11 protein-coding genes and 1 pseudogene are annotated in these 15,000 nt (G+C 70.0%); 7 read left to right on the top strand and 5 right to left on the bottom strand.

Annotation, left to right across the window (positions count from 1 at the left end; all coding sequences use genetic code 11):
* Positions 1-30: 30 nt before the first annotated feature.
* Together D7318_RS32360 and D7318_RS32355 are read left to right on the top strand one after the other, a co-directional pair.
* Positions 31-513, top strand: coding sequence for a hypothetical protein (locus tag D7318_RS32360; protein WP_147437596.1), 483 nt, complete (start codon positions 31-33; stop codon positions 511-513).
* 100 nt (positions 514-613) lie between these two features.
* Positions 614-2,725: an ATP-binding protein gene (locus tag D7318_RS32355; protein WP_147437595.1), complete on the top strand. Its 2,112-nt coding sequence runs from the start codon at positions 614-616 to the stop codon at positions 2,723-2,725.
* Between the two features lie 56 nt (positions 2,726-2,781).
* On the opposite strand, the pseudogene D7318_RS33650 reads toward D7318_RS32355, so the two are convergent.
* The 4 genes and pseudogenes from D7318_RS33650 to D7318_RS02815 all read right to left on the bottom strand — a co-directional run.
* A pseudogene (locus D7318_RS33650) lies at positions 2,782-2,958 on the bottom strand (mobilization protein); the annotation flags it as partial.
* Complete coding sequence (locus D7318_RS02825; RefSeq protein ID WP_230423275.1) at positions 2,958-3,419, bottom strand: MobC family plasmid mobilization relaxosome protein; 462 nt, start codon at positions 3,417-3,419, stop codon at positions 2,958-2,960. The gene D7318_RS02825 and the pseudogene D7318_RS33650, both read right to left, overlap by 1 nt.
* A gap of 69 nt (positions 3,420-3,488) precedes the next feature.
* Positions 3,489-3,713, bottom strand: a complete 225-nt coding sequence (locus D7318_RS02820; protein WP_120695179.1) for a hypothetical protein — start codon at positions 3,711-3,713, stop codon at positions 3,489-3,491.
* A gap of 774 nt (positions 3,714-4,487) precedes the next feature.
* Positions 4,488-4,880 (bottom strand): ester cyclase, encoded by a 393-nt coding sequence (locus tag D7318_RS02815; RefSeq protein WP_120695178.1) that lies wholly within the window; start codon positions 4,878-4,880, stop codon positions 4,488-4,490.
* A gap of 631 nt (positions 4,881-5,511) precedes the next feature.
* Between D7318_RS02815 and D7318_RS02810 the strand changes: the two genes are divergently transcribed.
* The gene (locus D7318_RS02810; RefSeq protein ID WP_120695253.1) at positions 5,512-6,918 is read left to right on the top strand and encodes an MFS transporter; all 1,407 of its coding nucleotides are present in this window, start codon (positions 5,512-5,514) and stop codon (positions 6,916-6,918) included.
* Between the two features lie 163 nt (positions 6,919-7,081).
* Complete coding sequence (locus tag D7318_RS02805; RefSeq protein ID WP_120695177.1) at positions 7,082-8,227, top strand: LacI family DNA-binding transcriptional regulator; 1,146 nt, start codon at positions 7,082-7,084, stop codon at positions 8,225-8,227.
* 35 nt (positions 8,228-8,262) lie between these two features.
* On the opposite strand, the gene D7318_RS02800 is transcribed toward D7318_RS02805, so the two are convergent.
* Positions 8,263-9,693 (bottom strand): glycoside hydrolase family 43 protein, encoded by a 1,431-nt coding sequence (locus tag D7318_RS02800; RefSeq protein WP_230423274.1) that lies wholly within the window; start codon positions 9,691-9,693, stop codon positions 8,263-8,265.
* 349 nt (positions 9,694-10,042) lie between these two features.
* Between D7318_RS02800 and D7318_RS02795 the strand changes: the two genes are divergently transcribed.
* The 3 genes from D7318_RS02795 to D7318_RS02785 are packed head-to-tail and all read left to right on the top strand — an operon-like array spanning position 10,043 to position 14,997.
* The gene (locus D7318_RS02795; protein ID WP_183091218.1) at positions 10,043-10,735 is read left to right on the top strand and encodes a YesL family protein; all 693 of its coding nucleotides are present in this window, start codon (positions 10,043-10,045) and stop codon (positions 10,733-10,735) included.
* 56 nt (positions 10,736-10,791) lie between these two features.
* Positions 10,792-12,837, top strand: a complete 2,046-nt coding sequence (locus D7318_RS02790) for an exo-rhamnogalacturonan lyase family protein (protein ID WP_183091219.1) — start codon at positions 10,792-10,794, stop codon at positions 12,835-12,837.
* 57 nt (positions 12,838-12,894) lie between these two features.
* Positions 12,895-14,997, top strand: coding sequence for a beta-galactosidase (locus D7318_RS02785; RefSeq protein WP_120695174.1), 2,103 nt, complete (start codon positions 12,895-12,897; stop codon positions 14,995-14,997).
* The last annotated feature ends 3 nt before the right edge of the window (positions 14,998-15,000 follow it).

Raw genomic sequence — 15,000 nt, 5'->3', positions numbered from 1 at the left:
AAGAAGAGACGGGAGCGCCAGACACGCGCCTTGAAGGTGGCGAAGGAGAACTACTCCGAGGAGAGGAAGCTGGTCAACGACGTTCCACAGCTCGCGGGATCGGAAGCCTTGGTGGCCAGGACGCTCCAGTTCGTGCAAGAGCGCACCACAGCTGTGGTCGACGCAGCGGTCTCGCTCGGGCACGACCCGAAGTCGGTGGTGGGTTGGCGACTCAACGTCACGGAGATGATCCGCGATGCATCCAAGGTAGCGTTCGCACATGATGACCCACAACCTGCCCAACTGGGCAATGGTGTTGTGGAGGATGAACAGTGGTCACGCCCACGGCCATGCCATACTCGCCTTCGCCGGATAGAGAAAATCGCCACGGATCGACACGGCACCCGATGGGCAAAAGCGGGAGCGTCCCTCAAGCAAGTGGGTACGTTCGCGGCTGCTGTGATGCTCCTGCCCCAAAGAGCCTGGCACCTGTGGGACCAGCGAATGCAGAGCCCTGCTCCCTTCTCTTCTTGATCGGAGCGAATCTCCCGCCACCTGCACTCTCCAGGATGCGGCCGATCAGCCCCGCCTCGGGTGCGAACCGATAGGCTTGGCGGGCAATCAAGGGGAGATGATGGCTTTAGACCCAGCAAGTGCATTCATCGTGAACGCGGCCGGTACGGCTGGCAGTGAAGCGGCTCGATGGCTCAGGACGTCATTATCGGCGTTCATCGGGCGAGTGCTCGGAAGGCATGGCGCGGCTGCGGAAGGGGTTCCTCCCGTAGCAACGCTCCTGAGGCTCTCGGGCGAGACATCCAACAACCCCGCAGCTTCCACACAGCTCGCAATCCTCGTCGGGCTCGCTCAACAACAGCTCACCCCTGGGCCAGCCTCGCCCGACTTCCCTCCGTCCGTTCACGCCGACTACTTCACCAACGCCGAGAAGGCGCTGCGCATGTTGGACCAAGCCGCCGCACGTCCGTTCGCAGGTTCTGCCCGCGGTGTCCTACTGCTCGGCGACGATGGTTCGGGAAAGACGACCATCGCGGCCCGCTGGGCCCTGCGGGGGTATGCACCCCTCCGAGGCGGGCCAGTACCGCTGTACGCAGACCTGCGCCATGTCGATACCTCCGAGGAGGCTCAGGCTCGCGTATACCGCCTGCTGCTCCGCCAATTGGGCATGCGCGAGGAAGACATGCCCTCCGGAGTGGAGGAACGCGCCTGGCTTTACCGCGGTCTGATGGCACATCGCCACATCATCATGGTGTTGGACAATGCCCGAGGATTGGAACAACTCAAGCCGTACATCATCTCGACGGCCAGCGTGTTCACGATCGTCACCACCACCACCCGTGACGACCTGAGGGACCTCTTTCAGACACAGATACCGGTGGGTCGGCTGAGCACACACGACACGAAGCGGCTCTTCATCCGGCTCATGGGCAAACGAGCCTTCGAACAGGCACTTCACGAACACCCGACTCTCGTAACCGAATGCCAGGGAGGAGCTGCTGTGGTGCATCGCACTGTGGCGACGTTACGAGCCGGGCACAACAGCATTGATGGACGCCTTCGTGCCGAGGACACATACCACCGGTTGCAGACAGACCTGGCTCGATTCCTCAACCTGCTCTCGTTCCTGCCATGGCCGGACATCAGCCTCGGTGCCGCAAGCGCAGCCGGGGACGTACCGCAGTCCGACGCCGCACGGTGGCTCACACAGCTGGCCGACTTGCAGTTCCTCGAACGGCAGTCTGGACATGAGGACCGCTACAGCTTTCGGCCAAGCATCCAGGAATACGTCGCCAAGACAGCCCTGGGTCGCGAAGGGCTCATCGTGAAGAAGGCCGTGGTCAAGCGATCCTTGAACTGGCTTCTCCACTTCGCCGCTCGTGCCGACCATGACGCCCACCCGCTACGATGGCCGGTGAACGACCTACGGGAACGACTCACCCAGACGCCGTTTGCCAGCAGCGCTGAGGCGTTGAACGCCCTCGTCTCGGAGATCGACACGATCACCCGAGCCGTGGCGATCGCCAGGGACGTCAGGGAGTTCGATACGGTCTGTGGGCTGTGTGATGCCATGTGGTCAGCACAACTGAAGGCTGGCCGCCAAGTAGAAGTCCTGCCTGCACTCCGCATCGGCGTGGCAGTGGCGGATAAAAATCTCCCCGACTCTTTGCTCGCCGCTCGGATGCAGACGCTCCTCGGGCTAGCTCTGACCGAGCTTGGTCGAGACCGGTGGGCAGAGGCCAAGCGCGTCCTGCGACGCGCCGTACGTACCGCGCGGGCCTCGGGACACGTCCTCAGCCACGCCACGGCTGTTGAGTCGCTGGGCCTGCTCAGCTTGCGCCAGGGGAACGGATCGCACGCTTTCAGCCGTTTCGAGGAGTCCTACGACATCCTTGCCCAGATTGGTGAAGGCCACCCCGACGCCGTCCATGCCAAGCGCGCCCGGGCACTGCTCCGCCGCCACATGGGAAGCGCGCTGCGCTGTCAGAGCCACTTCTCGGAGGCGCATGCGCAATTGAATACAGCGCTGGACTTCTTCCGCAGCGCCGGTGACCGATACAACGAGGGGCGTACCCTCACAGATATCGCCTGGGCCCATCTCGACAAGTACGAATTCAGCGAGGCGCTGCCGCCGATCGACGCGGCACTTGCCCTCCTCACTGACGAGGCAGCGGAGCCCCATATCGAGCAGCTCCGCAGACTGCGTCGACTGTGCGTGGCGGCGCAAGGTTGAAGATCTACTTCAACCGGAGCAGGTCGGTGAGTGACGGACGCCGGGGCATCGACACGGTCGAGCACGGCAGTCAGTCGGGAGAGCGTGGCTTCGGGGTCGCGCCCGGGATCGGGGGCGAATCCGTCCCAGCTCGCGACGAGGTGCGGATCGGTGTGCTCGTCGCGCCTGCCCGGTCCATAGAGATGGGCGAGCAGGCCGTGGGTGCGCGAGCCACGCCGGACCTTCGGGACCATCAAGCGCGCCTGCGCACTTGGGCATCGGCCGCCTCGTCGACGCGTGCGAGGACGCGGTGGAGAACGGTGAGGGCGTGGAGAAGCTCCGCGGGACGGAACTGGCCGCCCGCGTTGTGGAGGCGGGCGATCTGGTTGACGTTGTTGCCGACGCGGGCGACTTGGGTGCGGAGGGCGGCCAATTCGTCGATCGCGGCGTCGAGTCGGTCGTTGGTGTGCACGGTGATCGTGCCTCGGGCGGCCGCGAGGGCGGCGGTGGCGATCTCCGCCTTCTCGTCGGTCGAGAGGCGGACGGTCAGCTTGTGGACGCGCCGCGTGGGATCGCGTGGATGGCAACGCGGCGTGCGGGCGGGGAACGCGGGGGTGGGCGGTGGCAGTTGCGCGTCACGTTCGAGGTCGTCGTCCGGGGTCGCGGAACGAGGGCGCCTGCGTACGACGGGCCATAGGACCGTCGTACGCGACAACTTGCTCCGCCGGTGGCCGGACCGCGGTCAGGATCCGGCTCCGGGGCGGCCCCACCCGATCGACGTCGTTCACCGGCTCGTGTCCGTGTCGCTCGGCCGGATGTCCCAGACGATGTCCTCGATCCAGTCCATGGCCAGGGTCGGGCGATGCAGTGTCCAAGGAGGGCTGTCCCGGTGGCGTCGCACCGTCCAGGAACCATCCGGTCCCCGCTCGGCGCGGTGCAGGTGACCGCGGCGGCGCAGGACGGTGAGCCAGGCGTCCACCTCGGCGGGTGTCGTGGGTGTCCTCCGCACGGCGCTGTCCTCCGATCACGGTGGGGTGTCGGGCGGGTGAGCTTGCCGTGCACGTCGGCCGCTGTCCCGGCGATCTCCAGAAGTCGCTCGGTGTCCGTCTCGCGTCGGCGGACACCGGGTGACCGGCCGTCTGAGGAACCGGCGGCCGCGTCGTCGTCCGCCGTGGCGGCGTCATCCCCGGCCGTTGTCCGGGGGCGGGACGGCACTCCTCGCCCGGCCGACCGAGCCGACCGTCCTGAGTGCGTGGCACCGACGCCCCCCGGGGCGAATCCGATGACGCCAAACTTCTCGGTGATACAGCTCTTGGCCAGCCCACGGCTGGCTGCCAGGCCGCCGAGGACGCCGGAGCCGCCGGGGGGGTGAAGACCACTGAACCCTGTGAGTCGCCTCGGGCCTTGCCGGCATGACCGCAACGGATGCGGTGGTTCCCCGGGGGATCGTTGTAGTTGAGCAGCACTGTCAATCGCGCGCGCTGAGCCGCGGGATTCGCGAGGATCTCCGCTTACCGCTTGCTGGTGGCGAACTCGGTGCAGCCCTTCCACTCCAGCTTCCGCGCGTAATATTCGGACAGACCGACTGGTGATGAGCTGGCCCCTGGAGTTGGTTGTCCGTTCCCTGCCGACGTGCAGCCCATGGCCGACATCGCGCAGGGCGGCAGGGCGAGACCCATGGGGCCGAAGCGGTGGTGACCCCGGATTCGCCGACTTCTTTCTCTGGCCGCAAGCCAAAACCATGTTCCGGCCACCGAGTCAAACCGGCGACCAGCTCCCGATGTCAGGCGGTCAGTTGCTCACGCAACGCGGCCGAATCGTGCAAGTTCGTCATCTTCACGAATCGACCGTCGCCGACCGTGTAGATGACCAGCTCGTTGATCTCGAAGGATTTCCCGGTGGCGGGAACACCGAGCCACTCCTTGACGGGAGTGCCGGTGTTGATCGTGCGTACCGCGATGCGGTCGCCATCGATCAGCACTTCCTTGAGTTCCCAGTGGAAGTCGGGAACGGCGTCGAAGATGCCCTGGAGGGCGACGACGACATCGTCGCGTGTGCCGGGGGCGCCGTCCAGCAGGACCTCGTCGTTGATGAACTCGTCCATGCCGCCGAGTTCGTGGTTGTTGAGCGTCTCGGCGAAGCGCAAGTACCAGCTACGCAAGTCGTTCTCAGTCATGAGACGGCCTCCCCCACCCTCACATGTGTACCGATCAGCGCTGACGACGCTACGTCGGCACTGATCGGTACGCAAGGCAGGGTCTTCGCACGGGCGCGAGGGGCCGGTCCGCGCGTGACGTGGTGACATGTCTCCTGGCGTGGCCGGGAAACGGCGCAGGCACCGCCTCGGTGATCACGTGGGTGTCGAGTCCGCTGACCACCGAGCGAGTCCATGCCCACCTCTGCGTCATCCCCCCGTACCCGCCGCGTCGGAGCACGTGGCCCACACCGACGATCCGGCACCCTGCGCCGCCCGCTGGTCCGACACCGCGCGCGCCGAGAAGCCGGATGGTGACGCCGACCCGCCGCGTGGGCCTTGGCCGTGCCGAGGGCACATGGCGGTGACCGCCATGAACGGTGGATCAACAGTGGGGATCCGCACCATCGAGGGCGATCACCGTGGTTCCTACTGTGCGGCCATGGACAGCGCCCCCCACCGCGGCGGCCCGTGCCGCGCGCCGCCTCCCGCACCCCCCGCACCGCTCCCGCTGCCCGGCGGCCGGGACCGCGCGCTCACCGGTCCCGTCGCATCGCCGCCCCACGGGTGAGTCACCCCCACGTCCCCCCACACCCCCACGGAAGTGGTGTTCATGTCCTCATCGGAGTCCCCTCCGGCGCCCCCCTCGGCGTCCGCTCCCCCGCCGACCCCCGCCAAGCTGCGCCGCGTCGTCGCCGCCAGCCTGGTCGGCACCACCATCGAGTGGTACGACTACTTCCTCTACGGCTCCGCCGCCGCCCTGGTCTTCGGCGACGTGTTCTTCCCCGAGTCCGACCCGTTGACCGGCACCCTGCTCTCCTTCCTCACCTACGCCGTCGGGTTCGCCGCGCGCCCGCTGGGCGCGCTGGTCTTCGGCCACTACGGCGACCGCGTCGGCCGGAAGAAGCTGCTGGTGGTCAGCCTGCTGCTGATGGGGTGTGCCACGACGCTCATCGGCTGCGTGCCCGGCTACTCGACCATCGGCGTCGCCGCGCCGCTCCTGCTGACCGCGCTCCGGCTGCTCCAGGGCTTCGCCCTCGGCGGCGAGTGGGGCGGCGCCGTGCTGCTGGTCTCGGAGCACGGCGACGCGGAGCGGCGTGGATTCTGGGCGTCCTGGCCCCAGGGTGGCGCCCCCGCGGGCAACCTGATCGCCGTCGGCGTGCTCTCCCTCACCACCACGCTGCTGAGCGACGCGGCGTTCGAGTCGTGGGGGTGGCGGATCCCCTTCCTGCTCTCCGCGGTGCTGGTCCTCGTCGGCCTGTGGATCCGGATCTCCGTCGACGAGTCGCCCGTCTTCCAGGAGGCGCTGGCGAAGGCCGAGGCGCGCAAGGCCGAGGAGCGGGCCGCGCAGGAGGAGCAGCCGCCGATCCTGGCGGTGCTGCGCAATCACTGGCGGGACGTCCTGGTGGCCATGGGCGCGCGGATGGCCGAGAACATCTCGTACTACGTCATCACCACCTTCGTTCTCGTCTACTGCGTCGACCACCTCGACCTGGCGGAACAGACCGCGCTGAACGCCGTGCTGATCGGCTCGGCCGTCCAGTTCGGCCTGATACCGGTGTTCGGGGCGCTGTCGGACCGGGTGGGTCGCAAGCCCGTCTATCTCGGGGGCGCGGTGGGCACCGGGGTGTGGGCGTGGGCGTTCTTCGCCCTCATCGACACCGAGTCGTTCGCGGCGTTGGTGCTCGCGGTGACCGTGGGCCTGGTCTTCCACAGCGCGATGTACGCGCCCCAAGCCGCGTTCTTCTCCGAGCTGTTCGCGACGCGGATGCGGTACTCGGGGGCGTCCATCGGCGCCCAGTTCGCCTCGGTGGCCGCGGGTGCTCCCGCGCCGCTGATCGCCACCGCGCTCCTCCAGTCCTCCGGCGGCTCCTCGCTGATCTCGCTCTATGTCACCGCCGCCGCGGTCCTGACGGTGCTGGCCCTGCTCGCGGCCCGCGAGACCCGGGGCCGCGACCTGCGCGAACTGAACGCCGAGCCGACGAGGGCGACATCGGCCGCCACACCCGCACCCCACTGACCCGGCCGCCGGGCGCGGGCCGCCCGCGCACGCCCTGCGCGGGGGCCCGCCTCGGGAGGCGACGTCCGGACCTTTCCCTCACCCGCGTCAAACGCGCCACACGAAAGCCGACCGTCCGGAAACCGGCACAGAAACTTTAGGAAAGCGCTGATACAGTCGCCCCATGGCCAACCGAAAGCGGGTAACCGCGCGCGATGTCGCCGCTCTGGCCGGCGTCTCACCTGGCACCGTGTCCAAAGCCCTGTCAGGCAGAGGAGCGGTCCACCCCCACACGCGTGAACGCATTCTCGCGGCCGCCAGGGAGCTCGACCTCAGGACCAGGCATGTGCCCAACGAGCGGCCTGCCGCACGGAACCTCACCGTTGGCCTGGTCACGCAGGAGGCGTTCAGCAAGCGGCGCACATCGCCCCTGCTGCTCGGGGCGATGGAGAAGTTCGCCGAGCACGACATCGCGTTCCTCCTGTGCGACGGCCGGGGCGACCCCATTCGCGAGCAGCACTTCGTCGAATCGCTGCTCAGACGTCAGGTCGACGGCATCCTCGTGGCCGGGAGCGGCAGCGGGGGCCCGAGACGTCCTCCCCTGCGCGGCGCGATCGACGTGCCCGTGGTGTACATGATGCGCGCCTCGACCGATCCCGACGACGTCTCCGTCGTGCCGGACGACCGGGGCGGGGCGGAGATGACCGCTCGCCACCTGATCGCGACCGGTCGGCGCCACATCGCCTGCGTTTTCGGCCCCCGGCGCGAGGACGCCGCCAAGATCAAGACCGCCGCCGTGCTCTCGGTGTTGGCCGAGCACGGCCTCTCCCTGGCCGCCGAGCCACTCTGCGGCCCGTGGGGCGAGCAGTGGGGCCGCCAGGCCACGATGCAGCTGATCCACAGCGGCACCCGGATCGATGGCCTGATCTGCGGCAACGACATGATCGCCCGGGGCGCCACCGGCATGCTCCAGACGTTGGGGATCATGGTCCCCCACGAGGTCGGCGTCATCGGCTTCGACAACTGGACGGTGATGGTCGAGGCCAATCGCCCGCAGCTGTCGAGCATCGATCTCAACCTCACCGAGGTCGGCATGGTGGCCGCGGAGAAGATGGTCGAGGCGATCCAGAAGGGGACGCGAACGGCCGGGGTCACCACCATCGAGTGCGACCTGATCCCGCGGGAGTCGACCGCCGTCGCCCTGGCCGCGCCCCTCCCCGACTCGTCGCCCCGCGCCGCGCGGGTGGACGTGGCGCGTCAGCAGGCGGGCGCACCAGGAACGCTCGACGTCGGCGTCGCCGCGCGCGCCCGGGCGGACGAGTCGCCCTGACGACCCGTCCTGACGCCTGACCCGTTCGGCCCGCCTCAGGCACGCCGTTCGGTGAACCGGGCCCGGTGGACGAGGACTTCGCCCGAGTCGGCCCACACGCCGACCAGGCGGCCGGTGAACCCGCCCGCCACCTCGGTCGAGAGGTAGCGTCCGTCGAGTCGGCCGAGCACGTCGGTGCCGGTGCCGGTGCCGTCTCCGATGCCCAGCTCGATGTCGTCCGGTCCGTTCCAGGTCGGCTCCGTGGAGCGGACGCGGAGGGTGACAGGGGAGTCGGGCAGGGGCCGGGTGCCGAGGACGGTCAGGAGCTGTCCGACGCGCGCGACGGCCGTGACCTCGCCGCCCGCGGCCCGCAGCCCGTACCAGTGGCGGCCGTCGAGCCGGAGCGCGACGGTGCAGTCGGCGCTGCCAGGCGTGAGGACGAACTCGGCCTCCCAGTGGTCCCCGGCGACCCGGGCGAACAGCCCTGACGGCTCGCCGTTCCCGCTCGGCGCGTGCCCCACGACCACACCCTCGGGCACGCCGCGGGCGAATCGCTCAGGGCGGGCCCCCGGCGAGACCCACCTGAGGTCGAGCGCGGGCGCGGCGAACGCGTCCTCGAAGTCCCGCTGCCCCAAGGGGACGCGCGCCTTCGCCGGCGCGAAGTGCGGCCAGTCCTCGGCCCAGGACACGTCGGCGAGGAACGTCTCCCGCCCGTTGACGTGGAAGCGCGGGGTGCCGCCGCGCGGGCGTGTGCCGAGATGAACGGCCGCCCATGTCCCGTCGGGGCGCTCCACCAGGTCGGCATGGCCGACGCTCTGGACCGGGTGCCGGATGCCGCGGTGGGTGTAGACGGGGTTGTGCGGCGCGGACTCGAAAGGGCCGCGCGGGCCGCGTGAGCGCGCGACCGACACGACGTGGCCCCGCTCGGTGCCGCCCTCGGCGATGACCAGGTACCACCAGCTCCCGCGCCGGTACAGGTGCGGCCCCTCGGGATGGCTCAGCCCGGTGCCGTGCCAGATCCATCGCGGCTCCTCGATGAGCTTGCCGCTCGCCAGGTCCACCGCGACCTGCCGGATACCGGCTGCGCCGTGGGACCATGAGCAGTAGGACACCAGGCAGACCCCCTCGTCGTCCCAGGCCAGGTCGGGGTCGATGCCGTTGAGCTCGGTGAGGTGGACCGGCGCGGACCACGGGCCCGCCGGGTCGGTCGCGCGGTAGACCTGATGGCCGCCGCGTGGGTCGTCCATGTTCGTGGTGATCAGCCAGAACGTCCCGTCGCGGTGTCGCAGTGTGGGGGCCCAGATTCCGCGGCTCGCCGACGACCGGCCCGCCGGGAACTGGTCGTCGCTCGTCAGCGCGTTGGCGACCTGGCGCCAGCTCACCAGGTCGGGCGAGTGCCAGACGGGCACGCCGGGGCTGTACTCGAACGACGAGTGCGCCAGGAAGTAGCCCTCGTCCGTCCGGCAGATCGACGGATCGGGGGACATCCCCGACACGATCGGGGTGCTTTCCGCGTCGGCACGACCCGTGTCATCAAGCGGCATCGCATGCGACCTTGCCTTTCCTCGACCGGAGGGACGCGCGACGCGCCCGGCGTCCTCGGGCTGTCGCGGTCTCGTCGCGTGGGGTGACGCGTCCCGTCCCGCGGGGTGCGACACCCTCTGGAGTTTCCGAAGGTTTCCGTGCAGGCAGGCTTGACCGACCCATCTGGGCGTGATGTTATCCGGCAGCAGAAATTTTTGGAAGACATTTCCAGAGGCGACCACAGCGCGCCCACCCGCACGCCAGGCCGCAACCGTCCGTGCCCGAGGGCCTCAGGGAGGAGGGGGATGTCCCATGGAGAAGATCGGACTCGCGCGCCCAGCCGCGGTCGACGACGTGTCACGCTCGGGCGAGCACTGGACCATTCGGCTGTACGAGGCGTGCTCGGTCGTTTCGCTGATGGCGCGGCTGAACGCCCTGTGGTTGCTCTTCACGCTGCTCGGGGGCGTGGTCCTCGGGGCGGCCCCCGCGACCGTCGCGGCCGCGCACTGCGTCCGCGAGCACCTCGCCGGGCGGCCGCGCCGACCGGTGGCCACGTTCGCCAGGACCTGGCGCGCCGAACTGGTCGGGGCGAACGTGGCGTTGCTGCCCCCGGCCGTGCTGGGGGCGGCGCTGGGCTGGAACTACGTCCTCTTCTCCGCCGCCGGGCCCGAGGCCGCGGTGCCGCGGCTGTCCACCCTCGCCGCACTCGTGGTGCTGGTGGCGGTCGGCTGCTGGCTGCCCGGCCTGTATGTCCACTACGACGTGCCACGCCGACAGTTCCTCACGAAGGGACTCAGGTTCGCGCTGGCCAACCCCGTTCCCAGCGTCCTCCAGCTGCTCGTGCCGGCGGCCCTCGCCTACGCGTCGTCCCGCCTCACGATCCTGCCGCTGCTCGTCGCGGTGGGCGCGTGGTGCTTCCTCAGCACATGGCTGGCGCTCCGGTTCTTCGCCGAGAACGAATCCCGGCTCGCCGATCCGCGCCCGGCGGCGAAGACCACCCCCTGACATCTGCTCGAAGGCACGAAAAGGGCGCGATGACGCGTCCTGAAACGGAGCTCGACATGACCGCAATCCCCGGACGATCCACCCGTCCCGCGCTCGGCCGCCGCACCTTCCTCGCCGGTTCCCTGTCCGCCCTGGGGCTCGGCCTCACCGGCTGTGGCGGCGGCGGGGGCGGGGGCGCCGAGCGCGCCGACGACCCCGAGGGGCGTCACCGCGCCGCCTTCCAAGGGCGGGTCGAGTCCGTCCGCGTCGAGCAGAGCGGGCCGGTGCGCGCGGTCGTCCTGGCGACGGGGCGGCACACCGACGGCAGGCCGACGCTCGGGGCTCCCGACTCGTGGCGGCGGATCATCCGGCACGTTCCGACGTGGAACGACTGGACCCTGGAGCAGCTGAGTGCCGACGGCTACACCGTCCGCAAGCGCACGGGACGTGGCCACGGCTGGATCACCGTGCCGGGCGGCACGCGCTCGCGCGGCTACGCCTACCTCGGCAGCGGCGACGGCGGCCTCGAGATGGGGCTGCGCGGATTCTGGCAGTCCCACCCCACCCAGATCGACGTGCGCGACGCGGCCACCGACGTGGCCTCCCTGACGACCTGGCTGTGGTCGCCCGAGGCCCGCCCGATGGATGTGCGCTTCTACCACGACGGCGAGCACCAGCGGACGCGGGACGAGCAGCGCGAGGCGGTCGGGGTGACCTACGAGGACTACAAGCCCGGCTTCGGGGACGCGCACGGCGTCGGCCGCACACACGAGTTGACCCTGCGAGCGGCCGGTGCCACGGCGGACCACGCGTCCCTCGACGCCCGCGCCGACGCCTGCGCCAGGCCGCCCCAGCTCGTCTGCCCGCCGGAGCGGATCAAGGCGGCGGGGGTCTTCGGCACCTGGTCGCTGCCCGACCGCTCCAGCGCGACGGCCGCCGCGATCGAGGACCGGCTCGACCTGCTCGTGGACCACTACCGTGACCAGGTCGACGAGCGCAGGTGGTACGGGTTCTGGGACTACGGCGACATCATGCACACCTACGACGCCGACCGTCACACGTGGCGCTACGACATCGGCGGGTACGCCTGGGCCAACTCCGAGTTCTCGCCCGACCTGTGGCTGTGGCTGTCGTTCCTGCGCACCGGCGACGCCGCCACCTTCCGCCTCGCCGAGGCGATGACCCGCCACACCGGGGAGGTCGACGTCTACCACGCGGGCCCGTTCGCGGGGTTCGGCACGCGGCACAACGTCCAGCATTGGGGCTGTTCGTGCAAGCAGCTGCGCGTCTCGAGCGCCGTCTACCGCCGGTTCCACCACTTCCTCACCGCCGACGAACGCACCGGTGAGCTGCTCGACGAGGTCGCCGTCACCGATCAGACCCTGATCGACCTGGACCGCAACCGCGCGGTCGGATCCCGCAAGGGGCTGAGGCCGCTCGACCCGGGGGCCCTCGAGGTCGACCTCGGCATCGACTACGGCGCGCTGCTCGCCAGTTGGCTCACCCAGTGGGAACGGACAGGCGACCCGCTGGCCCGTCGGCGCATCGTCGAGACGATGACGGACATCGGGCGCATGCCGCGGCGTTACCTCACGGGCATCGCGCACTTCGACACGGCCACCGGGCGCTTCGACACCACAGGGGACCGCAGGTACATCTCCCATCTGAGCGCGCTCTTCGGGATCGTCGAGGTCGTCACCGAGATCCTCGACCTGGTGGACGTGCCCGAGTTCGAGGCGGCGTGGCTCGACTTCTGCCGACTGTGCCTGGCGCCCGCCGAGCAGCAGGAGACGGAGACCTGGGCGGTCTGGCTGGACAGCGGCGAGGCGTTCTCCGAGGTCCCGCACACCCGGCTGCTGGCCTGGGCCGCCCACAAGCTCGGCGACCGGAACCTGGCCGAGCGGGCCTGGCGGATCTTCCTCACGGGAGCGGGGAACCGGAAGAACCTCAACGAGCTCGACCCCGACCGGCTGCCCGTCCACGTCCAGGGCCCGAACGTCGCCGAGCCCGTGACGGAGCTGCCGGGCGTCACCACGAACGACGCCGCGCAGTACGGGCTGGCCGCCATCCAGAACCTGGCCCTGATCGGGGAGTCGCTCGAAGACGTCCGACGTGCCCTGTGACACCCGAGGCATGAAGAGCTGGCAGGCATGAAGAGCTGGCAGAAGAGAGGAAAGCGCATGTCCCACCCCGACCGCGCCGAGGAGCGCCTCACCGGCCTGAGGCACCGCCTTCGGGGCCTGGCGTTCGGCGGTGACTACAACCCCGAGCAGTGGCCCAAGGAGGTGTGGCGTGAGGACGTCCGCCTGATGCGGGAGACCGGGGTGAACCTGGTGACCGTGGGGGTCTTCTCGTGGGGACTCCTTGAGCCGAGCCCTGGCGTCTTCGCGTTCGGCTGGCTCGACGAGGTCATGGATCTGCTGGCCCAGGCGGACATCGGCGTCGACCTGGCCACGCCCACCGCCGCACCGCCGTCCTGGCTGGCCCATGTCCACCCCGAGACGCTGCCGGTCGACGCCGACGGCCATGTCTACCGGTTCGGCGCCCGCAACCAGTACTGCGTCTCCTCCCCCGTCTTCCGCCACCACGCGGCGCGGATCACCGAGCGGCTGGCCGAGCGCTACGCCGACCACCCGGCGCTCGCCATGTGGCACATCGGCAACGAGTACATCGGCCGGGCGTGCCACTGCCCCGCCTCGGTCGCCCACTTCCGCCGGTGGCTGGCCGCCCGCTACGGCACCGTCGACGCCCTGAACGAGGCGTGGGGCACGGCGTTCTGGGGGCAGCGCTACGACTCGTTCGACCACGTCGGCACCCCGGTGGGCCGACAGCTGTCCGGCCCGAACCCGGGGCAGCGACTCGACTTCCACCGGTTCGCGGACGCGGCCTCGCTCGAGTGCTTCCTCGCCGAGCGGGACATCGTCCGCCGCCACAGCCCGGACCTGCCGGTCACGACCAACTTCATGGGGGCGTTCAAGGAACTCGACTACCGGCGTTGGGCCGCCGATGAGGACGTCGTCTCCATCGACGTCTACCCCAACACCTGGGATCCCGAGGGCCAGATCCACGCGGCCTACCAGTTCGACCTGATGCGCTCCCTGCGCGGCGGCAGGCCATGGCTGGTGATGGAGTCGGCCACCGGCGCCAACGTCCAGCGCCGCCGCAACTCCGCCCGCGCGGCCGGGCGGATGCGCGTCCTCTCCCTCCAGGCCGTCGCCCGCGGCGCCGACTCCGTCATGTTCTTCCAGTGGCGCCAGTCCCGCGCCGGGGCGGAACCCTTCCACTCCGCGATGCTCCCGCACGGCGGCACCCGCACCCGCACGTGGCGTGAGGTGAAGGAGCTGGGCCGGGACCTGACGCACCTGGCGGACCTGGTCGGCGGCACATGCGACCCCGCCGAGGTCGCGATCGTCTGGGACTGGGAGAACTGGTGGGCCGTGGAGGGGCCCAACCACCCTTCCCAGGACCTTGACCTCAAGGCCCGCGTCCTCGACCACTACCGCCCGCTGTGGAACGCCAACATCCCCGTCGACTTCGTCCACCCGCACGACGACCTGGGCGCCTACCGGCTGGTCGTCGTGCCGAACCTGTACCTGGTGGACGACGCGGGCGCCGCCAACCTCACCGCCTTCGTCCATGGCGGACGGCATCTGCTGATGTCCTACTTCTCGGGCATCGTCGACGAACACGACCGGGTGCGGGACGGCGGCCACCCCGGGGCGTTCCGCGACGTGCTGGGCATCCACATCGACGAGTTCAACCCCCTCCAGCCGGGCGAGACCCATGGACTCGGCCACGCCGGGCACCCGGGCACGGCCCACGACTGGCAGGACGTCATCGAGCTCGACGGCGCCGAGGCCCTGGCCACCTACACCGAAGGCGAGCTCAAGGGCGTGCCCGCCGTGACCCGCCACCGTCACGGCGCGGGCACCGCCACCTACCTGGGCACCTCGCCCGACCCCGACACCCTGCGCCGCGTCGTCCTCGCGAGCGTCACCGGCGCCGGGGTCACCCCGGTCCTCGAGACCACCGACGGCGTGGAGGCCGCCCGCCGCCGCGGCGCCGACGGCACCGAGCACCTCTTCCTCATCAACCACACCCCTGAGGAGGTCACCGTCGCCCTGGGCGACACCCCGAACGCCCCCGTCGACCTCCTCGAACCCCCCGGCGCGATCACCGGCGGAAAGCTGCGCCTCCCGCCCTATGGCGCGGCCGTCCTGCGCGAGTCCCGGGGTACGAGGAACGCGGATCCCACGGAACACGAACGCGGGGACGACCGATGAGCG

The organism is Streptomyces radicis, from assembly GCF_003626575.1.
Taxonomy (GTDB): domain Bacteria; phylum Actinomycetota; class Actinomycetes; order Streptomycetales; family Streptomycetaceae; genus Streptomyces; species Streptomyces radicis.
Note: the sequence above shows the minus strand (reverse complement) of the source record. Positions and strands in the feature narration are given on the sequence as shown.

What these genes read in the sequence shown, in the direction of transcription:
- D7318_RS02805 (WP_120695177.1), top strand. Translation starts at nt 7,082, where the DNA reads ATGGCCAACCGAAAGCGGGTAACCGCGCGCGATGTCGCCGCTCTGGCC.
- D7318_RS32355 (WP_147437595.1), top strand. Translation starts at nt 614, where the DNA reads ATGGCTTTAGACCCAGCAAGTGCATTCATCGTGAACGCGGCCGGTACG.
- D7318_RS02815 (WP_120695178.1), bottom strand. Translation starts at nt 4,880, where the DNA reads ATGACTGAGAACGACTTGCGTAGCTGGTACTTGCGCTTCGCCGAGACG.
- D7318_RS02800 (WP_230423274.1), bottom strand. Translation starts at nt 9,693, where the DNA reads ATGTCCCCCGATCCGTCGATCTGCCGGACGGACGAGGGCTACTTCCTG.
- D7318_RS02785 (WP_120695174.1), top strand. Translation starts at nt 12,895, where the DNA reads ATGTCCCACCCCGACCGCGCCGAGGAGCGCCTCACCGGCCTGAGGCAC.
- D7318_RS02795 (WP_183091218.1), top strand. Translation starts at nt 10,043, where the DNA reads ATGGAGAAGATCGGACTCGCGCGCCCAGCCGCGGTCGACGACGTGTCA.
- D7318_RS02810 (WP_120695253.1), top strand. Translation starts at nt 5,512, where the DNA reads ATGTCCTCATCGGAGTCCCCTCCGGCGCCCCCCTCGGCGTCCGCTCCC.
- D7318_RS02790 (WP_183091219.1), top strand. Translation starts at nt 10,792, where the DNA reads ATGACCGCAATCCCCGGACGATCCACCCGTCCCGCGCTCGGCCGCCGC.